23 protein-coding genes are annotated in these 26,114 nt (G+C 40.3%); 12 read left to right on the top strand and 11 right to left on the bottom strand.

Annotated elements, in window-relative coordinates; all coding sequences use genetic code 11:
* Positions 1 to 198: 198 nt before the first annotated feature.
* Positions 199 to 1,134, bottom strand: coding sequence for a preprotein translocase subunit SecD (locus FAZ15_RS02945; protein ID WP_136899807.1), 936 nt, complete (start codon positions 1,132 to 1,134; stop codon positions 199 to 201).
* A gap of 179 nt (positions 1,135 to 1,313) precedes the next feature.
* Complete coding sequence (locus FAZ15_RS02940; protein WP_136899806.1) at positions 1,314 to 1,676, bottom strand: winged helix-turn-helix transcriptional regulator; 363 nt, start codon at positions 1,674 to 1,676, stop codon at positions 1,314 to 1,316.
* Positions 1,677 to 1,765: 89 nt separating this feature from the next.
* On the opposite strand from FAZ15_RS02940, the gene FAZ15_RS02935 reads away from it, so the two are divergent.
* Positions 1,766 to 2,296, top strand: coding sequence for an NAD(P)H-dependent oxidoreductase (locus FAZ15_RS02935; protein WP_136899805.1), 531 nt, complete (start codon positions 1,766 to 1,768; stop codon positions 2,294 to 2,296).
* Positions 2,297 to 2,427: 131 nt separating this feature from the next.
* On the opposite strand, the gene FAZ15_RS02930 is transcribed toward FAZ15_RS02935, so the two are convergent.
* The gene (locus FAZ15_RS02930; protein ID WP_136899804.1) at positions 2,428 to 3,195 is read right to left on the bottom strand and encodes an SDR family NAD(P)-dependent oxidoreductase; all 768 of its coding nucleotides are present in this window, start codon (positions 3,193 to 3,195) and stop codon (positions 2,428 to 2,430) included.
* A gap of 78 nt (positions 3,196 to 3,273) precedes the next feature.
* Positions 3,274 to 3,843 carry a Crp/Fnr family transcriptional regulator gene (locus tag FAZ15_RS02925; RefSeq protein WP_136899803.1) on the bottom strand — a complete coding sequence of 190 codons (570 nt, stop codon included), beginning with the start codon at positions 3,841 to 3,843 and terminating at the stop codon, positions 3,274 to 3,276.
* Between the two features lie 184 nt (positions 3,844 to 4,027).
* Here FAZ15_RS02925 and FAZ15_RS02920 point away from each other — a divergent pair, with 184 nt between their 5' ends.
* From FAZ15_RS02920 to FAZ15_RS02895, 6 genes are all read left to right on the top strand, one after another.
* A complete protein-coding gene (locus FAZ15_RS02920) occupies positions 4,028 to 4,591 on the top strand; it encodes a helix-turn-helix domain-containing protein (RefSeq protein ID WP_136899802.1) in 564 nt (187 codons plus the stop codon).
* An 86-nt stretch (positions 4,592 to 4,677) separates the two neighbouring features.
* Positions 4,678 to 7,092 carry a heavy metal translocating P-type ATPase gene (locus FAZ15_RS02915; RefSeq protein WP_136899801.1) on the top strand — a complete coding sequence of 805 codons (2,415 nt, stop codon included), beginning with the start codon at positions 4,678 to 4,680 and terminating at the stop codon, positions 7,090 to 7,092.
* Between the two features lie 100 nt (positions 7,093 to 7,192).
* Complete coding sequence (locus FAZ15_RS02910; RefSeq protein WP_136899800.1) at positions 7,193 to 7,414, top strand: heavy-metal-associated domain-containing protein; 222 nt, start codon at positions 7,193 to 7,195, stop codon at positions 7,412 to 7,414.
* 169 nt (positions 7,415 to 7,583) lie between these two features.
* The gene (locus tag FAZ15_RS02905) at positions 7,584 to 7,973 is read left to right on the top strand and encodes a hypothetical protein (RefSeq protein ID WP_136899799.1); all 390 of its coding nucleotides are present in this window, start codon (positions 7,584 to 7,586) and stop codon (positions 7,971 to 7,973) included.
* Positions 7,974 to 8,111: 138 nt separating this feature from the next.
* Positions 8,112 to 8,999, top strand: coding sequence for a DUF3347 domain-containing protein (locus FAZ15_RS02900; RefSeq protein ID WP_136899798.1), 888 nt, complete (start codon positions 8,112 to 8,114; stop codon positions 8,997 to 8,999).
* A gap of 56 nt (positions 9,000 to 9,055) precedes the next feature.
* On the top strand, positions 9,056 to 11,329 hold the full coding sequence (locus FAZ15_RS02895) for a multicopper oxidase domain-containing protein (RefSeq protein ID WP_136899797.1): 2,274 nt from the start codon (positions 9,056 to 9,058) through the stop codon (positions 11,327 to 11,329).
* 53 nt (positions 11,330 to 11,382) lie between these two features.
* On the opposite strand, the gene FAZ15_RS02890 is transcribed toward FAZ15_RS02895, so the two are convergent.
* The 6 genes from FAZ15_RS02890 to FAZ15_RS02870 form a co-directional block, all read right to left on the bottom strand.
* A complete protein-coding gene (locus tag FAZ15_RS02890; RefSeq protein ID WP_136899796.1) occupies positions 11,383 to 12,183 on the bottom strand; it encodes a M90 family metallopeptidase in 801 nt (266 codons plus the stop codon).
* A 29-nt stretch (positions 12,184 to 12,212) separates the two neighbouring features.
* Positions 12,213 to 12,950: a hypothetical protein gene (locus tag FAZ15_RS02885; protein WP_136899795.1), complete on the bottom strand. Its 738-nt coding sequence runs from the start codon at positions 12,948 to 12,950 to the stop codon at positions 12,213 to 12,215.
* Between the two features lie 85 nt (positions 12,951 to 13,035).
* Positions 13,036 to 13,713, bottom strand: a complete 678-nt coding sequence (locus FAZ15_RS02880) for a head GIN domain-containing protein (protein ID WP_136899794.1) — start codon at positions 13,711 to 13,713, stop codon at positions 13,036 to 13,038.
* 113 nt (positions 13,714 to 13,826) lie between these two features.
* On the bottom strand, positions 13,827 to 13,976 hold the full coding sequence (locus FAZ15_RS22415) for a hypothetical protein (RefSeq protein ID WP_162304855.1): 150 nt from the start codon (positions 13,974 to 13,976) through the stop codon (positions 13,827 to 13,829).
* Positions 13,977 to 14,084: 108 nt separating this feature from the next.
* Entirely contained in the window at positions 14,085 to 14,474 is a 390-nt protein-coding gene (locus tag FAZ15_RS02875; RefSeq protein WP_202912299.1) for a sulfatase family protein, read from the bottom strand.
* Positions 14,475 to 14,483: 9 nt separating this feature from the next.
* Positions 14,484 to 15,926, bottom strand: coding sequence for a sulfatase family protein (locus FAZ15_RS02870; protein ID WP_238387131.1), 1,443 nt, complete (start codon positions 15,924 to 15,926; stop codon positions 14,484 to 14,486).
* Between the two features lie 496 nt (positions 15,927 to 16,422).
* Between FAZ15_RS02870 and FAZ15_RS02865 the strand changes: the two genes are divergently transcribed.
* Complete coding sequence (locus FAZ15_RS02865; protein WP_136899793.1) at positions 16,423 to 18,054, top strand: ABC-F family ATP-binding cassette domain-containing protein; 1,632 nt, start codon at positions 16,423 to 16,425, stop codon at positions 18,052 to 18,054.
* 3 nt (positions 18,055 to 18,057) lie between these two features.
* Here FAZ15_RS02865 and FAZ15_RS02860 read toward each other — a convergent pair whose 3' ends face one another.
* On the bottom strand, positions 18,058 to 19,968 hold the full coding sequence (locus FAZ15_RS02860) for an AAA domain-containing protein (RefSeq protein WP_136899792.1): 1,911 nt from the start codon (positions 19,966 to 19,968) through the stop codon (positions 18,058 to 18,060).
* A 176-nt stretch (positions 19,969 to 20,144) separates the two neighbouring features.
* On the opposite strand from FAZ15_RS02860, the gene FAZ15_RS02855 reads away from it, so the two are divergent.
* The 4 genes from FAZ15_RS02855 to FAZ15_RS02840 all read left to right on the top strand — a co-directional run bounded on the left by FAZ15_RS02855 (position 20,145) and on the right by FAZ15_RS02840 (position 26,076).
* A complete protein-coding gene (locus FAZ15_RS02855) occupies positions 20,145 to 20,567 on the top strand; it encodes a hypothetical protein (protein ID WP_136899791.1) in 423 nt (140 codons plus the stop codon).
* Positions 20,552 to 21,214, top strand: coding sequence for an N-acetylmuramoyl-L-alanine amidase (locus FAZ15_RS02850; RefSeq protein WP_136899790.1), 663 nt, complete (start codon positions 20,552 to 20,554; stop codon positions 21,212 to 21,214). Before FAZ15_RS02855 ends, FAZ15_RS02850 begins: the two co-directional genes overlap by 16 nt.
* A gap of 189 nt (positions 21,215 to 21,403) precedes the next feature.
* Positions 21,404 to 23,038 (top strand): tetratricopeptide repeat protein, encoded by a 1,635-nt coding sequence (locus tag FAZ15_RS02845; RefSeq protein ID WP_162304854.1) that lies wholly within the window; start codon positions 21,404 to 21,406, stop codon positions 23,036 to 23,038.
* A 242-nt stretch (positions 23,039 to 23,280) separates the two neighbouring features.
* Complete coding sequence (locus FAZ15_RS02840) at positions 23,281 to 26,076, top strand: TonB-dependent receptor (RefSeq protein ID WP_136899788.1); 2,796 nt, start codon at positions 23,281 to 23,283, stop codon at positions 26,074 to 26,076.
* Positions 26,077 to 26,114: the final 38 nt, after the last annotated feature.

Raw genomic sequence — 26,114 nt, 5'->3', positions numbered from 1 at the left:
CCGAACATACGCAAGCCAATGGGTGGTAACCTCGCCCTTGGCTTCAAAGCCGATCAAGGTCTCGGGAAGTGAAATAATTTCTGTAATCATGACTTTTCCTATTTTTTAGTATTAACAATACACAGGGAAAAATGTTGCGACATTTGCGCAAACTGCTGGACCTTTAATCTCTGCAAAGTTCAAGCTATCATGACCGTACTATTCCGATTCAAATTCACTATCGTAGCGGTATGAGTCCTCGGCATCTTCGTCGCAGACGGTGTAGATGATACTGGAAAGCGCCACTTTCCCGCTTTCAATTTCATCTGTTGATTTTTTCGCAACATATATTTTGTCATATTTACGGAGAAAGCGATCATCCTGGTACGGACTGTCTCGGTAATAGTCTTCGTTTCCCAACGTATCGGGCAAAATATATTGATTGGTCGAAATATCTAGTTTGTAACTGGATATATCGCGCTGAAACGATCTGTGATGCGGATTGCTCAGGATAACATCGCCGAAGTCCCGGAAACTTGCATATTCTGCCTTGAGTGCTAGGATATCATCCCATTCCTGGTCATCTTCTCGTTTTGTATATCCCTCATCTCCACCATAGTTCGATAGTTTTAGAATGTTTCCCTCTAACATCCCCCGAAAGTCCTTATGCTGTTCCCTTACCTCGTTGTACACCGCAATAAAGTCGTTGCAAGCGTCTTTATTTTCAAAATGCCAAGTTTTGAATGTCAACTCTTCGTTATTTCGCTCCGTTAGCGAGACGATAGTAGCCCCGTGTGGCCAGCTTTTGATGAAAGGACCTGAAAAGCAGTTTGCTCCTTCATTGAATACCCGATGAATGGAATCTTCATCGTATCGCACAAAGGTGGTGCCTTCTTCAAACCCAACAAAATTCCATCGGGAATGTTCGGCTTCGAGTTGAGGGTTATAATGACCGTAGACTTCAAATAAATCTCGTCTATCGGGATAAAAATGAATACCATCGTTTTCTACGTGGTAATTTCCAAATACGGCCGTAGCGTATCCGTATAGTAAGAATTGACCGTCTTCGAAAAGACAAATACCATCGTTACCGCCATAACGGCCTACGTGTTTTTTTTCACCCGTCTTTGTTTGGGCAAAGATATTGTTCACCATAAAACAGCAGAATAGAAGTATACCGACCCATTTCAAATGTAAAGCTATATTTCCCTTTTTCATTATGCAGTATGCTAGTAATATTTTTTGACACCCATTTGATTATCGCAATTTATAACTTTTCTTCGATCTTTTAGCTGTTAAATGTTTAATACACCGGTACGTAATTATGGTATCTCCTAATTGATATTTTGCGCCTTGTGCTTCGCTCCCCATTCCTCAAGTTGTTTGATAATAGGCTTTAACTCATATCCGATTGCTGTAAGCTCATATTCCACGCGAGGGGGAACTTCAGCGTAGACAGTTCGCTTCACTATTTTGTGTTCTTCTAGCTTCCTCAACTGCAGGGTCAGCATACGTTCGGTTATGTTGGGCAATAGTTTTCTCAACTCTCCAAAACGTAATTTACCGTTAAATAGCCAAGAGCAGATTACCAATGCCCACTGTCCGCCGATGATATTAGCAGCATAGGCCTCGGGGCATTCATCAGCCAGGGCCTGCTTATTGGCGAAATTTGTCGATGTTTCTTTGATTTTGCTCATTACTTACATTTTTTATAGTACCTTACAAATGGCCGCTAACATACAAATATAGGGGGAAGTGGTTTATTTTTGTGATAAATATTTTAAAAATGAAGACATTGATTATTGTAACACACCCCGAGATTGAGAATTCACTAGTAAATAAAAGATGGATGGAAGAGCTAAATAAATACCCCGAAAAATTTACTGTTCATCAGTTGTATAAAGTATACCCTAACGGAAACATCGATGTAATTGCAGAGCAAAAAATGATAGAAGAGTACGACAAGATTGTATTTCAATTTCCTGTTTATTGGCATAGCTGCCCCTCACTACTCAAAAAATGGATTGATGATGTATTAATTTATGGCTGGGCATATGGTAGCAAAAGCGGTTATAAGATGTCGGGTAAAAAGGTGACTTTGGCGATGTCTGCAGGTGTAGATGAATATGAATATAATCCGGGCGAAAAATATAGATATACATTGAAAGATTTGACACGGCCATTCGACCTGACCTTTGAATATGTTAAAGCGGATTATCAGCCATTCTTTGCATACTATGGCATCGAGTTGAATGCCTCGAAGGAATGGATCGAAAAAAGTGTACCGCTTTACCTTGAATTTTTGGAGTCGTTTTAAAGTGAGAAAAATTTTATGACATCAAAAAGTTTGGCAAGCTGTTTGATGTATACTTAACTCATAATTTAGGTTAATAATTGGTTAGGTTAGAAATCCTGAAGCTCCCCGCTTCAGGATTTTTTTCATTAAGATTACCAACCGATTTCTCCGGTTTCTGGATTGGTTTCCTCGCTGAAGAACCTGCCTGTAGGTCCTTCCTGACCGATCAAGGCATATTTGACTACGCGTTTTGCCGCTTCTACCACCTCGCCTCCATTAAAGTTGGTAAAATCAGTTTTGGTGTAGCCCGGATCCACCATATTAATTTTGAATGCGGTGTCTTTAAGCTCATACGCGAGGTGAACGGTGTACATATTCAGAGCGGATTTTGATGATCCATAGACGGCATACTTCCCAAATTCGTAAGCGGGCCAGGTAGGATCTGTCTGGAGTGTGAGCGAGCCTACCGTAGAACTTACCATGACTATCCGTGGTTCACTTGATCTTTTCAACAGGTCTAAAAATGCTTGTGTAACTCTTACCACGCCATAAACATTGGTTTCATACACTTCTCTAAAGGTATCGATGCTCGCCTCGGATGCGGTCCAGGTCTGCGGAATGTAAGCCCCATTATCGTCTACTCGGACGCCACTAATGCCGGCATTGTTAATCAAAACGTCCAAAACATCGGTTTTGCTTCCAATGGATATTCGCGCATTTTTTACGGAAGCATCATCTGTTACATCGATTTGAATAGCTTCCACATGTGTAAATCCTTCGGCTTCTAAGCGCTCTGCCACTTCTAAGCCTTTTCGGAGATCACGGCTCCCGATGTATACATAAAATCCGTTTCCCAATAGTTGCTTTGCGGTCTCCAGACCTATTCCTTTATTGGCTCCTGTAATTAATGCTGTCTTCATGTTTCTTTTCTTTGATTTAATGATACAAAGCTGTTGTTTTTAAAGGTCAATGGGTTTACCATTTGGTAAAAAACAACTTCAACGTATGTTTTTTCTGATTCGGCTCAATGACTGCTGCGTGATGCCTAGATACGAGGCAATCTGCGATAGCGGAACCCGATTGGCCAGCGTAGGAAATTTTTGGATAAAGGAAAGATAGCGTGATGTGGCATCCTCCGAGACCAGAGGACTGCGTCTTTCTATCTTTTCAATCAGACATTTCTGGACGATCTTGATCACGATCTTGTCCCAGCCGATAATGGTGTTTAGGAGTTCGTCCCAATTTTTTTTGGAAAATATAAGCAACCTACAGTCTGTAATAGCCTGTATATATTCGGAAGACGCCATACCGGCCTCAAAATTTTGGTAATCCGTCGCAAAGTGGCTTTCGTCAATAAAGTAATCTGTAATTTCTTCGCCTTTATTGTTATAATAACAAAAACGGACAACTCCTTCGAGTACAAAACCCACCTGTCGGGGAATTTTGCCAGCTTCCGAAAGATAATCGTCTTTACGAAGTTCGATCTCGGTTGCTTTACTTTTTATCAGCTCGATCTGTTGTGGATTCAGGTTGCCAAATCGTAGAATGTATGCTATCAATTCTTCCATAATGGCAAGTTAGCAAATGCCGAAGAATGAAGGTTTACCATTTGGTAAAAAATATTGATATTTCATTATCTTGAAATCGGAGTGTGCATTATTATTATACGGTTTGATTTTTAAAGACGGTATTTGGCGGCAAAGGCATAGTACCAGAGATTAATTGTACTTTTGTTAAAGATGATTATATAATATGGACACGCTCTTTATTAAAAATATGGTTTGCAACCGCTGTATCATGGTGGTGCAGAATGAATTGGATAAATTAGGTTTGAAGGTAAAGAAAATCAAACTTGGAGAGGTAACGCTGGATAATGAACTTACACCCGAAGAAAAAGACCAGTTACATAACGTTTTAGTTCCATTAGGTTTTGAAGTCATTGACGATAAAAAAAGTCGTATCATCGAAAAGATAAAGAACGTCATTATTGACCTTGTGCATCATCAGGACAACGGCATTAAAAACAATCTTTCAGATGTATTAAGTGACAAACTTCATCACGATTATAATTATTTGTCCAACCTGTTTTCAGAGATTGAAGGCACTACCATCGAAAAATACTTTATTGCTCAAAAGATAGAAAAGGTAAAAGAGCTACTGGTATATGACGAATTGTCTTTGAGTGAAATTGCTTTTCGTCTGAATTATTCTAGTGTAGCCTATTTAAGCAACCAATTCAAAAAAGTAACAGGACTTACACCAAGCTATTTCAAACAAATAAAAGAAGATAAAAGAAAGCCGTTGGATAAATTGTAAATCTTACAAATCATTCCCAAAATTACACAATAGCCACCTCCGATAGATTTGCCAATTTTGTAGTGTTAATTAAAGTAAGCGATATTATGGCAACGAATAATAAAGAAATAATTTATCTTCCGCTGGAAGATGTAGAAAGCGAACACTGTGCGTTAATCGTTGAAAAAGGGTTAGCACAGGTTAAAGGCATCGAAACACACAAAGTAGAGCTAAACAACCACAGGGCTGCCATCACGGTTGATAACAGTGAAGCAATAGGAGAAGCGGTTAAAGCAATCAAAGCGCTGGGATATGGTGTTTCCACTGTGAAAAATACATTTCCGGTACTGGGGATGACCTGTGCCTCTTGCGCGGGCAGCGCCGAAAGCATTATAAAGTATCAGGAGGGTGTTATTAATGCTTCTGTTAACTTCGCAACGGGAAATCTTACCGTTGAATACCTGCCTAATATGACGGATGCCCGTAAACTGCAAAAGGCGGTACAAGGCGTTGGCTATGATTTATTGGTGGAAGATGAAGCCAAACAGCAGGAAACATTAGAAACCATTCACGCTCAAAAATTCCACAAGCTAAAAACCAAAACTATTTGGGCAATTATACTGTCCTTACCTGTAGTAGTGATAGGAATGTTCTTTATGGATATGCCCTATGCCAATGAAATTATGTGGACTTTTTCTACTCCGGTTGTATTATGGTTGGGCAAAGATTTTTTTGTTAATGCTTGGAAGCAGGCTAAACACCGCTCTGCCAATATGGATACATTGGTAGCATTAAGTACCGGCATCGCTTATATTTTCAGCGTGTTCAATATGCTGTTTGTGGACTTTTGGCACGAAAGAGGACTACACGCCCACGTCTATTTTGAGGCAGCAGCCGTCATCATCGCATTCATTTTGTTAGGCAAGTTGTTAGAAGAGAAAGCCAAAGGAAATACATCTTCAGCAATTAAAAAATTAATGGGTTTGCAGCCTAAAACAGTTATAGTGATACAAACGGATGGGACGGAAAAACAGACGGTTATAGATGATGTAAACGTAGACGATATTATTCTTGTAAAACCAGGTGAAAAAATCGCGGTGGACGGTATGGTAACATCAGGTAGTTCTTATGTGGACGAAAGTATGTTGAGTGGCGAGCCTGTACCTGTGCTGAAAAAAGAAGAGGAAAAAGTATTTGCGGGAACGATTAACCAGAAAGGCAGTTTTCAATTTAAAGCTGTTAAGGTTGGCAAAGAAACAATGCTTGCCCAAATCATCAAAATGGTACAGGATGCACAGGGAAGCAAAGCACCTGTACAAAATTTAGTCGATAAAATTGCGGGTATTTTTGTCCCTGTTGTGATAGGTATCGCCATTCTCACATTTATTTTATGGATCTTTTTGGGTGGGGAGAATGGTATTGTACAAGGATTATTAGCAGCCGTTACTGTATTGGTTATTGCCTGCCCCTGCGCTTTGGGATTGGCTACACCTACGGCCATAATGGTAGGCGTTGGTAAAGGTGCTGAGAATGGTATTCTGATAAAAGATGCCGAAAGTTTGGAACTAGCGAAAAAAGTTGACGCTATTATTTTAGATAAAACAGGAACGATTACTGCTGGCAGACCCGAGGTAGCAGGCATCCAATGGCTCAACAATGACGATGTAACCAAAAACATTTTATTGAGTATCGAAAAACAATCGGAACACCCACTGGCAGAAGCGGTAGTAAAACACTTAGACGGAACAGCAACTACTACTTTAACACAATTTGACAGCATTACAGGTCAAGGTGCAAAAGCCAATTACAATAACGATACGTATTTTGTTGGCAATAAAAAGCTATTGGCAGAAAACAACATCTGTATTGCGGAGCAACTGCAACAGCAAGCAGATGAATGGGGCAAACAATCCAAAACCGTTATTTGGTTTGCCGACAGCAAACAGGCGCTTTCCGTATTAGCCATATCAGACAAGATTAAAGAAACATCGGTAGAAGCGATTCGACAGATGCAGGATATGGGTATAGCTTTGTATATGCTTACAGGCGATAACGAAGCGACAGCCAAAGCCATAGCACAGCAAACAGGCATCAAGCACTACAAAGCAGAAGTGTTGCCACAGCAAAAAGCTGACTTTGTAAAAGAGTTACAACGTAAAGGTAAAGTGGTAGCAATGGTTGGGGATGGTATTAATGATAGTACAGCTCTCGCAACAGCCGACGTAAGTATTGCAATGGGCAAAGGTTCAGACATCGCAATGGATGTTGCAAAAATGACAATTATTTCATCCGACCTCACCAAAATACCACAGGCAATAAAATTGTCTAAACAGACCGTAGCCACTATTAAGCAAAATCTATTTTGGGCATTTATTTACAATGTAATAGGAATCCCTATTGCAGCGGGCATTTTATATCCAATAAGTGGATTTCTATTAAATCCGATGATTGCAGGTGCAGCAATGGCGTTGAGCAGTGTGAGCGTGGTGAGCAACAGTCTGCGTTTGAAGTGGAAAAAGTAAACAGTAAATCTCACAAATCAAACAGTAAATTACACAATAATACTGAACAACATAATACTGAAATTTGTATTATTAAATAACATACTAAAATTCTAAAACAATGGAAAATAAAGAATTTCAATTTAAGACGAACATTAATTGCGGGGGATGTATTGCTAAAGTAACTCCATTTTTGAATGATGCCGACGGCGTTTGCCATTGGGAAGTAGACACCGCAAACAAAGATAAGGTACTGACTGTTAAGTCCGAAGGTATTACTGAAGAACAGGTGATTGAAAAAATAGAAAAGGCTGGTTTTAAAATAGAACCGTTAAACAATTAACATAATGCTTTTTGAAATGCCCTTTTCAGGACCAGTTATCCATTAGCTTAGGTTTCTGAAAAGGTCATGATGTCTTGAAAAAAAGCAAAAGGATACAACTTTCGTAAACATCCGCATAAAAAGAAAAAAGCCATCAAAAAAAGATAATCTTATTTGTAAATTTGTTGTATTGAAAACTTGGAGTAAACATATTGGCTTTGTTATCTTACTGTGCTTAGGATTTTTCCTTACGCCAAGCACAGGTTATGCTTGTGCAAAAAAAGCGGCTAACACAGAACAGAAATCTTGCTCAAAGGACCAATCTGCAAAAGCAGAGAAAAAAGATTGTTGCGAAACAAAATCCTGCAAAAAAGATAAGAACCATGACGATTGCAATGGTAAGTGCAAAAACAGCTCGTGCAGGTGCAACATTTCTTCATCTTTTGTAAGCTCGACAATATCAAGTGATTTTAAAGTAACAGACTATTTTGCGGAAACTAAAAAGCAAAAATTCGGTTTTAAACAAGCCTATTATTCATCAGGCTACCCATCCATTTGGCAACCCCCTAAAATAAGCTAAAACCATGGCTTGCTAGCCATAGCTATGTCTTGTCGAAAACTAAATCCGGTTTTCGCAATCAACTCGTATATCTTATTACATTAAAAATTTTCAAAATGAAACGGAGTTCGTGAATTCCATTTCTAAAAAATTAATATTATGAACAAATCAATATCAAAAATATTGGTGGTAATCACGGTATTACTATCGACTGTAAATAGCTTCGCACAAATCAAAAATGCAAAAACAGAAACCGTAAAAATATATGGTAACTGCGGAATGTGTAAAACAACCATCGAAAAAGCGGGAAACGTACAAAATATAGCTTCTGTAGAATGGAATAAAGACACTAAGTTGGCTACAATCACGTATAACAGCGCCAAGATTAAGCAGGATGAGATCCTAAAAAGTATTGCACTAGCGGGCTACGATAGCGAAAAATTTTTAGCACCGGATGACGTATATGCTAAACTTCCGGGATGTTGCCAGTACAGTAGAGAATTAAAGCCGGTCGTAAAATCTAATGATGCAGGTGGGAATATGAAAAATGAACATGCAAGCCATAATCACAGCGAGATGGCTACAACAAATACTGCCCATGCTCAAAATGCACCACAACTGAAGGCCGTTTTCGACAATTATTTTTCAGTGAAAGATGCTTTGGTAAAAACGGATGCAGGTACTGCATTCGACAAAGCTACAGCACTGATAAAAGCAATTAAAGGGGTAGAGATGACAAAGCTTTCTACTGACGAACATACAGTTTGGATGAAAGTAATGAAAGACTTAACGGCAAATGCTGAAAAGATTGCTGCTTCCAAAGATGTTGCAAAGCAAAGAGAAAATTTCGCTTTACTTTCTAAAAATATGTATGAATTAGCTAAGGTGTCGAAACACGAAAAACCTATATATTATCAGCATTGCCCAATGTACAGTAGTGGGAAAGGTGCATATTGGCTAAGTAAGGAAGCGACGGTTAAAAATCCATATTACGGCTCTCAAATGCTGACCTGCGGTAACGTACAGGAAACAATTAGCAATAAATAAAATTATTTCGCTTTCTGGAAAACAAAGAGACTGTGTTTCTTAAAAAAAACATCAAAATGAATATACCCCAAAAAAATTTTACTATAAGGTTGCTACAGGTAGTTTTCATACTTTTATGTTCGCAATCCCTTTCTGCACAAAAAGTAGTGCGATACGAGCTGTATGTAAAAGATACGCTTGTAAACTACGCAGGAAAAGAAAAGAGAGCAATTGCAGTAAATGGGCAAATACCAATGCCTACGCTTACGTTCATAGAAGGCGATACTGCCGAGATTATAGTCCACAACCAGTTAAAAGAAAGCACCTCATTGCATTGGCACGGTGTATTCTTGCCCAATAAAGAAGATGGTGTACCTTGGCTTACCCAGAAACCCATTCAGGCGGGTACAACTTATACTTACCGTTTTCCAATTATCCAACACGGAACGCATTGGTACCATTCCCATTCCGGTTTGCAGGAGCAGATTGGAATGTATGGCAGTTTCATCATGAAGAAAAAGGATGACGATAAAATCTTCAGAAAAGGGATAGATGATTTACCAACTGTACCCATCATTTTAAGCGAATGGACAAATTTAAATCCCGATAACATCAATCGGATGTTGCACAATGCCAACGATTGGGCGGCAATCAAAAAAAATGCAACCCAGTCCTACGCAGAAGCCATCAGAGAAGGACATTTCAAAACTAAACTAACCAACGAATGGAAACGTATGTTGGCAATGGACGTAAGCGATGTCTATTATGACAAAATATTAATCAATGGACATCATACTACTGATTTAACAACAGTTGATGGTAAAACACTAAAAGCAGGAGATAAAGTAAGATTAAGAGTGTCAAACGGTGGAGCTTCATCCTATTTTTGGTTACGATATGCAGGTGGTAAAATTTCAGTCGTAGCTAATGACGGTAATGATGTAGAACCGGTAGAGGTAGATAGATTAATTATTGCAGTTTCCGAAACCTACGATATTGTGGTAACAATTCCTGAAGATGGTATTGCGTACGAATTTTTAGCGACGACCGAGGACCGAACACAATCAGCAAGTTACTTTGTGGGCAATGGTATCAAACAACTCCTGTCGCCACTTCCCAAATTAAAATATTTTGAAGGGATGAAAATGATGAACGATATGATGAAGATGAACGGAGATCTGGACGATATGGGAATGAAAATGAGCCTGAACCAAATGGATATGAATGTAGTCATGTATCCTGAAATTACAGGAGAAGCTAAGCTGATGCAAGACCATAGCCAGCACAATATGAATATGGATGACGACCCCAACCGTTACGATGCAAATGCGTTAGGGGAAATCAAAACCTTAAATTATGCTATGCTGCAATCGCCCTACAATACCACACTTCCCAAAGATGCACCCGTAAAAGAATTACAATTTACACTTACGGGAAATATGAACCGATATGTGTGGAGCATGGATAATAAAATACTTTCTGAAACCGATAAAATACCTGTGACGAAAGGAGAAATTTTACGTATCACCCTTTACAATAATTCGATGATGCGCCACCCAATGCACTTGCACGGTTTTGATTTTAGGGTAATCAATGGGAAAGGTGAAAAATCGCCCCTTAAAAATGTGCTGGATATAATGCCAATGGAAACGGATACCATTGAGTTTTTGGCAAACGAAGAAGGAGATTGGTTTTTCCATTGTCATATCCTTTATCATATGATGTCTGGCATGAATAGGGTTTTTGCAGTTGATGACTATCAAAATCCGTACCTGCCCAACAAGAAGAAAGCGTACAATAAATTGCAAAACGAAAGCAATATGCCACACTTTATGGCTCAGAATGATTTTGCAACCAATGGTAACGATGGAGAAGCAATGCTACAAAATGCGAGATGGAGTTTAGGTACGGAATGGCGTTTAGGATATAGCGATATGCACGGTTACGAAGTGGAAACCCACTTGGGACGGTACATCGGTAAAATGCAATGGTTTATGCCATTTATCGGCTTTGACTGGCGTTACCGTAAAATGGGTATAGATGAACACGAAACCAATTTATTTGGTCAGAAAAATGAAAAAGATACACGCAATGCCTTCAGCGTAGGCTTTATGTACACCTTGCCCATGCTCGTGAATTTTCAGGCAGAAGTATATCACGATGGTATCGTACGTCTGTCATTAATGCGTGAAGATATTCCGATCTCAAAAAGATTGAGAGCGGGTTTTATGGCTAATACTGATAAGGAATATATGGCGGATCTAAAATACATCATCAATAAAAATATAGGTATTCGTACACACTATGATAGTGATATGGGTTTCGGTGTTGGGCTAGCGCTAAATTATTAGATCTGCTCCGAGCTATTATTAAAGACCAAAACATGGTCTTAACCATTCAATATCTATGCGGGTTTTTCGGACCCTCCATAGATATGATCCAACATGCGGTATAACTTTGGATGATCTTCTTGTAGCAATGCGGGTTTCTTAAAGAAATATTCGGATACAACGGCAAAAAATTCCGCTTCATTGGTACCCGCATATTCTCGAATGTCTGATTCGCCGGTTCTGATTTCGCGAATGGTTTTATGCATCTCGTTGACCCAGGGCTGGATCAACGACTTCGGGATAAGATACTCGGGAATGCCATCCACCTCACCATCGGCCTTGTCGATGAGGTGCACAAACTCATGAATGGCGGTATTGCCCGGATACATACTCAAAAACCCACTGCGCAATGCCTGCTGTGATAGGATCATTTTACTGCTGAGTGCACCGGAACCAACCATCCCGGCAACATTTCTCCCTTCGCTCGCTGTGCTGAATCGCTCATCAAAATAATCAGGATATACCAGTACTTCCGTGAGATTTCGATACACCCAGAGCTTAAAATGAAATAGTGGAATCGTAGCACTCGCAGCTATCAGTATTTTATCCTCGTCGGTAACTACGGCGCCTTTCTCTGCGGATATCTTGGTGTACTCCAGAAAGTAGCGCACCCGTTGCAGGAAGGTCTGTTGTTCGTCGGCAGGTAGATGACGATAAAACCGAACTTGCTTCTCGAGAACCTCTGTCATCAGTTGGTCGGTAAGTGCCGAAGATAGCGCAATTTTCTTTTTGCCTCCCGATCTAAAGACGTAAACAATTAGCAAAATACCAAGGAATGCGACAACGGCAACAATAAAATAGGAAGAATCACTCATGGAGCTTATTTATTTTTTTCGACAAAGTACTAAAACTTAATCTGCAATTCTCTGGAAATCAACTTTTCATTGTTGTAGTAATCAAAAAACCACTTCCCTCCTTTTTTCAGCACGATTCCCTTGAATTGACCACTATCCGCAATAAAAGAATCGGCTACAGACGTTTTAAAAAGGGTCAGCACTTTTTTTGGCGTGGTATCGATCAACTGAAAACCATTTGCTGTTGCCTGAGCATATAAGGTTTCCGAGGATTCGGTGCTTTCAACTGCTACCGCCGGTGGATTTGTGGGTACGACAACTGCTTCAGATGTCTTTACAGTTTCGACCTCTTGGGTTTCACCGGTAAAGGTATAAGGAAGTTCATCTAAAGAGACGAAGGTGTTTTTTAAAGCCTCACCATACGAAGCACTAAATTCCTTTTCTCTGCTTTTACCTTCTTTGCCCTTAAAAACCACGTTACCTTGGCAGTCTGTTAATGTAAGTATAAGTGTCGTGGTAAACATTCCTTTTTTAGCTGTAAGATCGGCATTAAGCGCCTTACACTTGTTATTAGCTAGCTCGGTTGGCAAATTTTTATTGTCGAAATAAACGGTAAAGCCTTTTTGTTCCAAAAATGTCTTTGTCAGACTATTTAGATTATATTGATTCATTTCTTTAAAAAAACTGAATTGCTCGGGTACCAATACGTATTTGTAGTTGTTGATCGTATTTTGAGCATATCCCGACAATGTCGTAAATAATAAAAGTAATAAAAGATTTCCTTTCATGGCATACTAAAATCTGTAATGATAAAGGTAACTATAAAAATTTTAAAATTGTTGCGCCGTCTATATGTGGTAAAAGCGAACCGTTTTAAAGAAAGTCTATTTTTCCGCCCGCAACTTTCTTTTGTTTCCGCTCGCTTGGGTTGCCATAAATGTTTATGACTCCCCCAGCCCTGGTCTGTACGTCGACACTTTGCTTTGCGTGTATCTCACAGTTTCCACCAGCATTTACACGGGCATACGCCTCTTCCGAAATTAAATCTTTTGCGATATACTTTCCGCCAAAGGCTACGTTTGCTTCTTGTTTTGTGGCTTGACCGGAGAGATCGGTCGTGCTGCCTGCTGTACTATACGATTCTAAATAATCGACATGGATTATCAAGTTTAACTTCGCGCCCTCATTAGCAGTTAAGAGAAGGGAGTCTACCTTTATTTCACCTTTTTCCATTTGTACATGCGCTCCTTTACGGGCGGCAATACGATTGAGCTTGGGTGTATAAACGGTAACCACCGTTTGGTCACCTTTTAGTAGATAGCCTGAGGCCATCTTTATACGTAAAACTTCGTTTGTTTCGATGATTTCAACTTGATTGGCGAGTTCTCCGGTTATTACGACCTCATTGTTATCACTCGGAATCAATATCACATTTATTTTATCCGTGACATCTAATTCACACATAGGACCTATACTTCGGGATAGCTGTGAAAAACCTGTTTGAATCATTAATACAATAAAAGCTACGGAAAATACTATTCTAAACATCATGTTAAATTAAATTTAAAGTTATTACCTCAAACTTAGACAAAATGCGTTACATTCATATGCGTCCGATTAAAAAAACGCTATCCGTATATATCAAATTATTCGTCAATGTCTCATTATTCAAACGGAGGTAAACCATTCCACCATTCTAGGAGCTGCTCACTAAACTGTTTTACTAAATCGGGATGCTTCGCTACGAGATTGGTCGATTCTATCCGGTCTTCGTTGAGATCATATAACTCCATACTACTTTTATCCGAATTCATCAAAAACTTCCAATGTTGCCAGCGATAGGCTAACGCAGGGCTTCTGGTGGATCCTTTCGGGACACTAAAAAGGCGTTGTTACGTCCATACTCCCACATAAGTCGTTTCTTACGTGCCGATATATTGCCTGGCATGCACGTCGTCTGTCCAAAGGTTCACATAACAGGGTTTGCCTTTGTTCTCTCGCAAAAAAGTCAATGTTTTCTCGACAAAATAGGCCACCTGACCCGTGAAAATGCCCGCCCGGGATGGAGAACATATTGGAGACGCACTATAGTAATTGGTGAAACGAATGCCCTCTGCCGCAATCTTGTCAATATTTGGTGTCTTGTACTTTCCGAAATAACAGCTGATATCCCCTATCCCAAGATCATCGGACAAGATCAAAATGATATTTGGCTTAGGTGCCTCTTGGGCCTGAACTATAAATGAGTAAGATAGGAATACGAAGACGGTTTTAATCATCCTTAGGATTCCAAGGAAAAGTAGACTTTTCATTCTTATTTATTACTTATGTCTTTTAATGGGTACGTCTAGCCCTGCGCCTGTATCACCTTGTGCTTCCATCCATTTGAATAATTCTTTTCTCATCTCATCGATAGTCGTAAAATACGATTCGTTACCAGACAGATCATGCAACTCATAGGGGTCATGCAGTAAGTCATAAAATTCCACCGGGGGATGTTTGACGATACGTTGCGCTAGCTTGTAGGCTGTTTCGTCATTTTCACCCTTCCTTACCCAAGATGTGTAAACTTGTTGTCTATTCGTGGTATCTGTCATGTATTTGATGCGATACATTTGATCCGAATTTAAATTGACAATGAGTTTAAACCGGTTATTTCGAATACTTCGAATCGGATATGCAGGACCTTCGGGTATATTGTTGTGAATGCCAAAGGCATAGTCGCGAAACGTATTTTGGGAATCTTTGATCACAGGCAGGAAACTTCGTCCATCCAAAGATTTCAAAGGTACACCTCCTGCTATTGCGACCAAGGTAGGCGTAATATCCTCATATTGCACAATGGCATCAGTACTTGTATTTTCGGCCACCGTCCCGGGCCATCGAATCAACATAGAGCTTCGCTGCCCATTGTCGTACAGGGTCCATTTTCCTCCTGGAAACTGAGGGCCTTGCTCTCCAAGAAAAATAACAATCGTATTTTCTAACTGCTTGTTATCTTCCAAAAGTTGTAATACATCACCGACCTGATTATCCAATCTCCGTACTTCGGCGAGATACTTCACAAATTGCCGACGGGTTAAATCGGTATCCACCCAATGTTCCGGAAGCTTTAACTCTGCCTTATCAAACTCAGTTGTATCCCCTACTGTCCACGGGGCATGTGGATTAGCACTCATGACAAAAAGACAATAGGGATCTTTAGTACTTTGTATAAAATCGGCAATACTATCCAAGAAATACTCGTCTGTAGTCGCTACACAATTTTTTTCAAAACCGGGCACAATTTGAAATGGAAAACTGGATTTAGGCTTTGTTACATGATCTTTTCCGGTTAAACCTACGCGATAACCGACTTCCTGTAGATAGTGCGCTACACTTTTTACTCCTAGATTTACGGGTTTGTGATTCTGATAGGCGCCATGCCGGACTGGATAAAGCCCGGTAAATAATGAGGCTCTGGTGGGTACGCACATCGCCTCTGATGCAATTAAGTTGTTAAACTTTAATCCTTCTTGAGCTAAGCGGTCAATATGCGTTGTTTGTAGATTCTCACCTCCATAACAACTCAACTGCCTGCTATCCAAATCATCAGCCATGATAATTACAATATTAGGCCGGGATGCGTTAGGCGGCGACATCGACGTATGCTGTTGTGAAAATACATTGGGGCAAAATAATACCAGCGATATTAGGGTTAGTAAAAATCGAGCACGATACGATTTTTCGCTTTGATATGGATCTGCTAACACTATTTTTCTCATAAATAAATTGACATAGGTTCTCTCTCTCTCAAATTTATGTTTTATTATGAACGAATAATTGTTATTTCTGATCAAAACGTCACCAAATCATATCATTTCGGAATAGTCGGTTTGGTTATCTCAATTTGATATCAATGCCTACGATGGGTTTGTTTCTTAATTTAGGTCACTGTTAATAACAGCCAATGTATAGCGAAAATTTTTTTTTTTTGCTATATACAATAACTTAAAAAAGATGACGTTATAATATAAAGAAGTAAAAATCAGATGCTGTGGTGAACACGCATCTTCTAGATAAAATGCTTCTTTAACGTATCTGTAAAGAATAAGCAACACGGCTAATTCGAAAAAGAAACATGGAAACAGAAAAAAAAGATACGCCACAAAAGAAGTAAGAAAGGGTTTAGATGTGATATCTAAACCCTTTTGCTTTAAGAATATGATAAACCAATTAGATTCCTATATATTTGCAGCAAATTTTTAAGACGAATATATAGTGATCAACGTAAATAACATCTCTGTTTCTTTTGGCGGAACAACGCTTTTCAGTGACGTGTCTTTTTCTATCAATGAAAATGATAAAATAGCCTTGATGGGTAAAAATGGCGCCGGTAAATCAACTTTATTAAAAATAATAGCGGGAGCAGCAAAACCTACCTCGGGTAATATTTCAGGTCCTAAAGACGCAGTTATTGCTTACTTACCACAACATTTGCTGACACACGATAACGTAACGGTATTCGAAGAGACTTCTAAAGCTTTTGAGGAAGTTTACAATATGCGGGATGAGCTGGAAGAATTAAACGAACAATTGAATATACGTACAGATTATGAAACCGACGATTACATGAAATTAATCGAACGTGTTTCGGAACTGAGTGAAAAGTTCTATTCGATCGAAGACACAAACTACGATGCTGAGGTAGAAAAGGTATTAAAAGGTTTGGGATTTGAACGTACGGATTTCACACGTCAGACATCGGAGTTTTCGGGCGGATGGCGTATGCGCATAGAACTGGCTAAAATTTTATTAAAGAAACCCGACTTAATTCTTTTGGATGAGCCTACAAACCATATGGATATCGAGAGTATTCAATGGCTGGAGGATTTCTTATTGAATGCTGCTAAAGCTGTCATTGTTATTTCGCACGACCGTGCTTTTGTAGATAACATTACCAATCGCACCATCGAGGTGACTATGGGAAGGATCTATGATTATAAAGCGAAGTATAGCCACTATCTGGAATTGCGCAAAGAGCGCCGCCAGCATCAACTAAAGGCGTATGAGGAACAACAACGTTTTATTGCCGATAATCAAGAATTTATAGATCGTTTTAGGGGAACCTACTCGAAAACATTGCAGGTGCAATCCAGGGTCAAAATGTTGGAGAAACTGGAGATTATTGAGATCGATGAGGTAGATACTTCGGCCCTACGTTTGAAGTTCCCTCCGTCTCCTCGTTCTGGTCAGTATCCGGTAATCGTAGAAGAGCTGACTAAAGCGTATGGGGATCATGTGGTGTTCGAGAATGCCGCCATGGTAATTGAGCGTGGCGAAAAGGTCGCCTTTGTAGGTAAGAATGGTGAGGGTAAATCAACGATGATCAAAGCAATTATGGGTGAAATTGATTTTGATGGTACACTCAAAATTGGTCATAATGCTAAAATTGGATACTTCGCACAAAATCAGGCGGCCCTATTGGATGAAGAATTGACTGTTTTTGAAACAATCGATCAAATTGCAGTTGGTGATGTACGCGTTAAAATAAAGGATCTACTGGGCGCATTCATGTTTAGTGGAGATGATACAACTAAAAAGGTGAAAGTATTGTCCGGTGGCGAAAAAACCCGTCTGGCGATGATCAAACTACTTCTAGAGCCGGTGAATGTATTGATTCTTGATGAGCCAACCAACCACCTCGATATGAAAACAAAGGACATTATAAAAGATGCCTTACAGGAATTCGATGGTACGCTGATTCTAGTATCTCATGATAGGGATTTCTTGCATGGATTGGCTAAAAAAGTGTTTGAATTTGGAAATAAACGCGTACGAGAGCATTTTGAAGACATCAAAGGATTCCTGGAATACAAGAAAATGAATAGCTTAAAAGATATTGAACGCTAATCTTTATACCTGTATATCCCACTCCCATACACTGTGGTAATGATTAATGGATTCAATATAGTCTAAAAAACCTTTATAAAAACTGTGCTGGCCTATTGTACTGCTGTCTCCTATTACGATCAGTTTTTTCTTGGAGCGGGTCATCGCTACATTCATGCGCCGCACATCGGATAGAAAGCCGATGTGCTGCTCGGCATTACTCCGCGTTAAGCTGATGTAGATAATATCTTTCTCCTGGCCTTGAAAACTATCAATAGTATTGATCTGAATAAAATTGGCAAATGAAACTAGTTCTTCGTCTTGTCCTACTATTTCTTTTAACAAGATAGCTTGTCTTCTATAAGGGGCAATAATGCCTATACTCGGAAATGCATGATCAGAATAGGTCGCTTTGAGATCTTGGATTAATGCACGAAGGTGCATCTTTAAAAAATAAGCCTCCTCGGTATTATAGATGGCTCCCTCAACCTGCGTTTCTTCAAACCCTGCCCCTGCTGTGTCGATAAAGAGTATGGGAGTTTCATCGCGAAGTAATGTCCATTCGGACACGGATATCGCAGCTTCTAATTGATCTGCGTAAAGAATTCTGGAAGGATAGTTCATAATCTGCGCATTCATCCGATATTGAACATTCAACAGCGCAACTGATGCGGGATAACGTTTCACTAATTTCTCAAATAAGGTATGATAAAGTCCTTCTTTGGCGTTGCCTTTGGATTTAACGGTCGGTGGCAATTGACAATGATCGCCCGCCAATATCACCTTGTTAGCCTTCAGTATGGGAATCCAGCAGGCCGGCTCCAACGCTTGGGCAGCTTCATCAATGATAACCGTTTCATAATGTCTATGACGGATGGTATGGTGATTTGCGCCGACTAACGTTGCGGTAATAACCTCTACCTTGTTCAGAATATCTTCAACGATGTAATCTTGAATTCGATCTACCTCTTTCCTGAGTTTACGCGCTTCATCAAAAAGAGCCTTCCGTTGCTCCCGTTCTGACTTACCAAAGTTACGTTTGTACTTTTGAGCCATATCGGTATAAGCACGTGCTTGCTTTTCCAAATTTTTCACTTCTTTATTGGCGCTGTGCCGATCTACTTTGGCATCCAATGTCAACTCCTGAAGGTGATCAGACACCTTGACGGGGTTACCTATGCGGGCCACCGAAATCCCGATTGCATCCAGACGCTCGGTCAATACATCAACAGCTGTATTGCTGGGAGCCACAAGCAAAAGCTGTTTATTTTCTTGCTTTAACAATGCTTGCACTGCTTTGACCAGGGTTGTCGTCTTGCCCGTACCCGGAGGGCCATGTAGGATAGTCAGCGGACGGGGGCTTAAAATATGTTGAATGGCAATGTTTTGACTGTTATTAAGGGTAGGATCTTGACAGGTTGCATCTGCTTGATGCGGCATAATCAACTCCTCTCCTATGAGCTGTCGAATAAGACGTCCTCGTTCAAAATCCGTACGTAGTTCTTTAGCATGGTCCAAAGCGTCATGCATCTCCCGATAAGAGTTTTCATCAAATAATAGATCGACACCCAGCTTTCCTCTCCGACTCCATTCCGGCAATTCATCTACCCGAAATGAAATCCGCATGGTGTCCCGGTTTACAAAGGCTATAATGCCATCCATACGGTCTTCATCGGGAGCATGATTGGAAAATAGGGAAACTGGCATACCAAATCGAAACCGATGACTTTCTTCCAAATTATTGGTTTTGTTCAAGGTTATCGTTAGGTAGTCGCCTCGGCCAAGCTCACTGTTCGTTATCGCAATTGGAAACCAGGTTAGGCCTTGTGCCCGTCGCTCGTTTAAACTGCTCGTTAAAAGCAGGGCTTCATGTTGGGCTTTATCGTGACGTTGTTCCGCATTCAATAAGGCGCTGAGCTCCTCAAAATAGTTCATATGGATATTTTCGCTGTAAAACAGATGCAAAGTAACTGCTTTTTTCTTAAAGTGCGTGATTATACCAACCAGGAAGAAGAAAGTAAACGGAAAAACTGTTTGTTAATGCAGCCAATTTTATCTAAGTTTAATCAGTATTTATGGACAATCGGCAGTATTGTTGCTTATAAGTTTCTATGATGAATGTACTAAAACTATTATCGCTATCGTTCTGCGTGATCGGCACGACGGCATGTCAATCGCCATCGGACGGGAAAAACAACAATTTGAACACACGACAAACAACCGCGGATTCAGTCAGCACAACAAAGGAGTCTAAAAAAGCGGTCGTTGATGATACAAGTGCTACTATTGTTTCTGTTGATTTGGGGCTTGCTCCTAAACAATATAACGCTCGGGTGCTCTCGCAACCAAACCCCAGATCCATTCATCCGGATTGGGAACAAAGTAAACTGGGAACTTCGTGGAGCCTATTTGCGAAAAAAAAGATAACGAATGCGCATGGTGTATTTTATGAAGGTGATCTCCTATCGCCTAGAGGTGGAAAAATGGATAAAGGTCCTTACTTTTTTATTGCCTCAGAATGGGAAAAACCTTAAATATGAACTTGCTGATGGGATGTAAGATAACCGCATTTATTTGCCTAGTATTTGGATTTATTCATGCTGATCTCGCTTTAGTGAATGGTCAAAGTCGTACCAATAATATAGAAAACAGCACGCGAAAGGATACCGTAACTATAGTGCCGCGAAGTAGTTGGAATGCGCAACCAGCCAAACCCTATAAATCGCATACACCGGTATTAATTACCGTGCACCACGAAGGTGGTAAGGTATTGCATAAAACAGATAATGCCAAACAGCGACTAAAAAACATACAAACCTGGTGCATGGGGCCCGATCGCAATTGGTCGGATATACCGTATCATTATTTGATAGCACCAGATGGTACGGTATATGCTGGAAGAAATCCGCTATCTGTTGGCGAAACCAATACGGAATATGATCCGACGGGTCATTTACTGGTTTGCTTTTTGGGCAACTATAACGAACAAAAAATAGATGAACATCTTTTAATGGTACTGACGGACCTATTGCGGGACTCTTGTAAGAAGTATAACATATCTCCTAAGGACATATCTACGCACAAGGATCATAGCACGATGACCAGCTGCCCGGGAGAAGATATCTATTCGTATTTTGAAAGTGGATATATCACGGCTGAAGTCAAAAGGAAGCTGAAATAGAGATTAAAGGACGGGGTGGTATAAATTGCTTTATCGATACACAAAAATATTCATTGTTGAAAATATTAAGCAATAAATAGCTGGTTAGCTTTTAAAGCTGAATTAAAGTTAACGATAGCGTAACATTATTTTCATTTTGCGATTCTACCTTTAGAGGTCGAAATGTATCCAACATATTTTCAATCCAAAATGAAGCAGGTCTTAACGTATATTCTTTCCGTACTTTTCCTTTTCCTATCTGTCACGTTCATCTTCGCCCAAAGGGGACTGTCTTCCTATTCGGTATCGCCGAAAGAATCAATCAGACAAAATCCCGATTTGGCTTTTAAGCAAATAAAACGTAACCTCAACGATGCGTTGGAGGAAGGAAATTACCCCCTTGCAGCGGTATGTTATCGGCAAATCGGCGAATTATATTACTATCAAGCAGCTTATTTGCAGGCACTCGATAATTTTTACAAAGCAGAGTCTTTGTTCAGAAAGCATGAGCAAACTTTGGAACTGGCAAATACATGGATAAAAATCGGTGAAACCAATTTTTATAACAAGCAGTACGTGGTATCCTTGGAGGCTTTCCAGCAGGCACTCTCCCTTTACACTTCGGTCGATAACAACAACGGCATGGCTGATGCGCTTGCTCATATCGGGCAGGTACATGAGAAAACAGAAAATCTTCAGGAAGCCAAACGGCACCAATATTTAGCCCTCGATCACCTTAGAGATGGAGCAGATCAAGCACTGATAGCCAAGATCTACGAAAATATAGGGAGTATTTATGAAGACAAGTTTCAGTTGGATTCGGCACTGCTATTTTTTAAAAAAGCATTAGATATCATTAACGAGCAAGAGGATAAGATGGCTAAAATAGAGATAATCAATAATCTGGGGGATATTTTTCGAAAGACAGGTGACTATAAAACGGCATTAGAATACACCAGACAGGCAACTTCATTGGCTAAAGATATGAAAGAATATTACCAGCTGGCAAGTTCTCATCGTGACTTAGCAAAAACGTTCTCCTTGATGGGAAGATATGACAGCGCTTATCACCATAGCGAAGCCGGCAGAGAGATCCATGCCGAAATTTTCTCCGAAGATATGACCAAACAACTTACGGTCCTTCAAACTCTATTTGAACTTGAGCAGAAAGATGATGCCATCGTACAATATCAACGGGAACGAAAGATTCACTATGTTATGCTTTTGTCTGGGATAGCCATCGTGTTGCTATTGATTTTTCTGGGCATCAGTGTTATCAGTAGACAAAAATTGAAGATCACCAACGGAAAGCGGCTCCATGAACAAAACCAGATCCTGTACGAAACCCAGAAGCGTGCTATGGAAACTGACCTGAACAATAAAAAACTGAAGGAGGATAATCTTAGAAATGAGCTGGAACTAAAGAGTAAGGAACTTACCAGCCACACGCTGCACTTGATTCAGAAAAACCAATTGCTGGATGAACTGAAGGAGAAATTGAATGCGGTGGTAAAAAGCGACAAGAGGGATCAACGGAAAGAACTGAAGCATATCATAAACCTCATCCAACTAAACCACAACCAAGATAAAAATTGGGATGATTTTCGCATCGTATTTGAACGCGTTCACGAACACTTTTTTGATGGACTAAAAGAATATAGTGATGCCTTAACTTCGTCTGATTTCCGACTAGCCGCTTTACTGAAAATGAACTTGAGTTCGCCCGATATTTCGACTATGCTGGGCATATCGCAGGACAGTTTACGGATAGCGCGGTATAGATTACGCAAGAAACTGAACCTCCCGGAAGGAGAAAGTCTTGCAACATTTATTCAACGGCTGTAAACATCCTATATCTCCTTAAAATTACGGTAACATCAGGTTAACAGAAAGTTAATGGCTATTTAAAAACAACACAACAACCTGTTTTACAATTATTTAAATCTGTAAAATGTAATAATGTTGCTGTGCTGTCTATGGATTAATTAATGTTGTTGCTGTTTTGTTTACGCACAAAAATTGTCTTGATGCCTATCGTCAACAATCTTTGTCGAATAAATAAAAACCACACCAAAAAAATGTTTAAAATGAAAGGACTACTTTATTTGTTTATTTTTTCCCTATGTTGTTCGAACACGATTGCGCAGACAAGGATTTTAAAAGGGAAAGTCATGGATTCCAGCGACAGCTTTTCGCTTCCAGGCGCAACGCTACGCTTGGAGCAGGGAAACCGTTATACCGTATCCGATGCGACGGGGTCTTTTGAGTTCTTGAATCTTCCTGCTGGAACATATACCCTCACCGTTAATTATATGGGCTATCAAGCCTATAGTCAATCAGTTACTATAAATGGTAAACAGGAACAGTTGCAGGTTCTTTTGAACCCTGCGTACAAGACTGTGGGCGAAGTACAGATTATCGGCGATATGGCCCGGGGCCAGGCAAAGGCTTTAAATCAGCAGAAAAATAATAGCAATGTTACCAATATTATTTCATCAGACCAGGTGGGGCGTTTTCCGGACCAGAACATTGGAGACGCATTAAAACGTGTCCCAGGTATCACCATGCAGAATGACCAAGGAGAAGCACGCAACATCATTGTACGTGGTCTATCTCCGGAATTAAACTCGGTAACACTAAATGGTGACCGTATCCCGTCGGCCGAAGGTGATAACAGGAACGTACAGATGGACCTGATCCCTTCTGATATGATTTCGAGCATCGAGGTGAATAAGACTTTGACACCAGATATGGATGCCGATGCCATTGGCGGTTCTGTCAACCTGATTACTCGCGCGGCCCCCAATGGCCAGCGACTATCTGCAACATTGAGCGGTGGATATGCCCCTATACGCGAAAAAGGACTGTATAATGGATCGATAGTATATGGCAATCGTTATGCAAACAATAAACTAGGTCTGATAGTAAGCGGAACAATCCAGACCCAAAATTTTGGTTCGGACAATATCGAAGCTGTTTGGGAAGTGGACGACGATCGTACCTTTGTCGAAGAAATGGACATCAGAAAGTACGATGTACAACGTATCCGCCGCAGTTTTTCTGTCGCTTCAGATTTTGAAATAAATTCAAGAAACAAATTGGAGTTTAATGCCATATACAACTGGCGCGACGACCGCGAAAATCGTTACCGTACACAGTACAGGAAGATGGAATGGGATGAAGATGAACAATCTTTTGTCGGAGACATACGTCGCCAAACAAAAGGAGGTGCTGATGGAAAAAACGGCAACACGCGACTCGAGGACCAAAGAGTGCTTAACTTCTCGCTAAGAGGAGAGCATCTTTTGTCTTCAAAGCTTGACTTTGACTGGGCAGCATCATATTCCAAAGCTTCCGAAGATCGTCCACATGAACGCTATATCGATTTTGAACAGGAGGCAGTAGTATTGGACCAGGACGTGAGCAACGCTTATAAACCGCTAATCGTTGATAATTACCATGATTATTCCCAATTTGAGCTTAATGAAGTGACTGAAAACCACGATTACACTTCCGAAGATGAGTTTGGAGCGAAGATGAACTTCCGGTTGCCTCTTAGCGTGATCGATGGACAAAAAGGACGTTTCCGCTTTGGAGGCCGCTTACGCTTAAAGAACAAGACGAGAGACAACGTCTTTTACGAATATAAGCCATTAAGTGGTTTTGAAAACATGGCAGCTCTACCGTTGGAAAACTGGCAAATGAATAATTTCGGACCGGGTAGCCAATATGTGCCCGCGGGGTTCGTAGACAAGAACTACTTGGGAAGCCTGAATTTTGGTAATACCGGGCTCTTCGAACAGGAAGCTGTTCCTTCGGAGTATCTGGCAGTAAATTACAAAGCCAAAGAGATGATCACCGCAGGCTATGTACGTTGGGATCAAAATTTTACTGAACGGACATCGATGATCATAGGAGCACGTGTAGAATATACTAAAATAGACTATACAGGCAATTATGTCGAGGATGAGGAAGATTTAGTTGGCTCTGTCAACAACAAGAATGACTACATCAACATTCTGCCAAGTTTGACATTGAAACACGATGTAACCAAAGACTTGATCCTTCGTGCAGCGGTAACCACGAGTCTAGCCCGTCCTAATTATTATGCGTTGGCTCCTTACGTAAATGCACTTCCTGGAGACTCTGAGCTTAGTGCGGGTAATCCCAATCTAAAGGCAACATATGCCACTAATTTTGATTTTATGGCCGAAAACTATTTCCAAAATATCGGTTTGGTTTCTGCGGGTGCATTTTATAAACGGCTAAATAATTTCATATATCGGTATAACGATCCTAATTATAATGCCGGGAAGTTCGAGTCTGATTTCCCGACCGTATCCAACCCTATCCCAGTCGGCGAAAACTGGCAATTTGTACAGTACCGTAACGGCGACAATGTCGATGTCTATGGGTTTGAGGTAGCATTCCAGCGTCAATTGGACTTTCTACCAGGAAGGTTTTTAAAAGGGTTCGCGATCTATACGAATTACACGTTTACCGAATCCAAGGCACATGGAATCCAAAGTAGCGAAGATGGGGATGAACGTACTGGTCTGGGTTTACCAAGAACAGCTCCACACATGTTTAATGGCTCTCTTTCTTGGGAGAACAACAGATTCTCAGCCCGTGTATCAGCAAACTATACCGCGGCTTACCTGGATGAGATAGGCGAAAGTGATTTTTATGATGCCTACTACGACAAACAGTTTTTCCTGGATGCCAATGCGTCGTACAAAATAACCCGTCAATTACGAATCTTCGGCGAAACCAACAACTTGACGAATCAACCGCTGCGCTATTATCAGGGTAGCAAGGAACGGATGATGCAGTTGGAGTATTATCGTCCAAGATATACGTTGGGACTGAAATTTGATTTATAGTAATACTCAGATATTTTTAAACTCCAAAAAATTAAAGG

It is taken from the genome of Sphingobacterium olei (genome assembly GCF_005048855.1).
GTDB classification, from domain to species: Bacteria; Bacteroidota; Bacteroidia; order Sphingobacteriales; family Sphingobacteriaceae; genus Sphingobacterium; species Sphingobacterium olei.
Note: the sequence above shows the minus strand (reverse complement) of the source record. Positions and strands in the feature narration are given on the sequence as shown.

What these genes read in the sequence shown, in the direction of transcription:
- FAZ15_RS02945 (WP_136899807.1), bottom strand. Translation starts at nt 1,134, where the DNA reads ATGGTGAACAATATCTTTGCCCAAACAAAGACGGGTGAAAAAAAACAC.
- FAZ15_RS02940 (WP_136899806.1), bottom strand. Translation starts at nt 1,676, where the DNA reads ATGAGCAAAATCAAAGAAACATCGACAAATTTCGCCAATAAGCAGGCC.
- FAZ15_RS02935 (WP_136899805.1), top strand. Translation starts at nt 1,766, where the DNA reads ATGAAGACATTGATTATTGTAACACACCCCGAGATTGAGAATTCACTA.
- FAZ15_RS02930 (WP_136899804.1), bottom strand. Translation starts at nt 3,195, where the DNA reads ATGAAGACAGCATTAATTACAGGAGCCAATAAAGGAATAGGTCTGGAG.
- FAZ15_RS02925 (WP_136899803.1), bottom strand. Translation starts at nt 3,843, where the DNA reads ATGGAAGAATTGATAGCATACATTCTACGATTTGGCAACCTGAATCCA.
- FAZ15_RS02920 (WP_136899802.1), top strand. Translation starts at nt 4,028, where the DNA reads ATGGACACGCTCTTTATTAAAAATATGGTTTGCAACCGCTGTATCATG.
- FAZ15_RS02915 (WP_136899801.1), top strand. Translation starts at nt 4,678, where the DNA reads ATGGCAACGAATAATAAAGAAATAATTTATCTTCCGCTGGAAGATGTA.
- FAZ15_RS02910 (WP_136899800.1), top strand. Translation starts at nt 7,193, where the DNA reads ATGGAAAATAAAGAATTTCAATTTAAGACGAACATTAATTGCGGGGGA.
- FAZ15_RS02900 (WP_136899798.1), top strand. Translation starts at nt 8,112, where the DNA reads ATGAACAAATCAATATCAAAAATATTGGTGGTAATCACGGTATTACTA.
- FAZ15_RS02895 (WP_136899797.1), top strand. Translation starts at nt 9,056, where the DNA reads ATGAATATACCCCAAAAAAATTTTACTATAAGGTTGCTACAGGTAGTT.
- FAZ15_RS02890 (WP_136899796.1), bottom strand. Translation starts at nt 12,183, where the DNA reads ATGAGTGATTCTTCCTATTTTATTGTTGCCGTTGTCGCATTCCTTGGT.
- FAZ15_RS02885 (WP_136899795.1), bottom strand. Translation starts at nt 12,950, where the DNA reads ATGAAAGGAAATCTTTTATTACTTTTATTATTTACGACATTGTCGGGA.
- FAZ15_RS02880 (WP_136899794.1), bottom strand. Translation starts at nt 13,713, where the DNA reads ATGATGTTTAGAATAGTATTTTCCGTAGCTTTTATTGTATTAATGATT.
- FAZ15_RS22415 (WP_162304855.1), bottom strand. Translation starts at nt 13,976, where the DNA reads ATGAATTCGGATAAAAGTAGTATGGAGTTATATGATCTCAACGAAGAC.
- FAZ15_RS02875 (WP_202912299.1), bottom strand. Translation starts at nt 14,474, where the DNA reads ATGAAAAGTCTACTTTTCCTTGGAATCCTAAGGATGATTAAAACCGTC.
- FAZ15_RS02870 (WP_238387131.1), bottom strand. Translation starts at nt 15,926, where the DNA reads ATGAGAAAAATAGTGTTAGCAGATCCATATCAAAGCGAAAAATCGTAT.
- FAZ15_RS02860 (WP_136899792.1), bottom strand. Translation starts at nt 19,968, where the DNA reads ATGAACTATTTTGAGGAGCTCAGCGCCTTATTGAATGCGGAACAACGT.
- FAZ15_RS02855 (WP_136899791.1), top strand. Translation starts at nt 20,145, where the DNA reads ATGATGAATGTACTAAAACTATTATCGCTATCGTTCTGCGTGATCGGC.
- FAZ15_RS02850 (WP_136899790.1), top strand. Translation starts at nt 20,552, where the DNA reads ATGGGAAAAACCTTAAATATGAACTTGCTGATGGGATGTAAGATAACC.
- FAZ15_RS02845 (WP_162304854.1), top strand. Translation starts at nt 21,404, where the DNA reads ATGAAGCAGGTCTTAACGTATATTCTTTCCGTACTTTTCCTTTTCCTA.
- FAZ15_RS02840 (WP_136899788.1), top strand. Translation starts at nt 23,281, where the DNA reads ATGAAAGGACTACTTTATTTGTTTATTTTTTCCCTATGTTGTTCGAAC.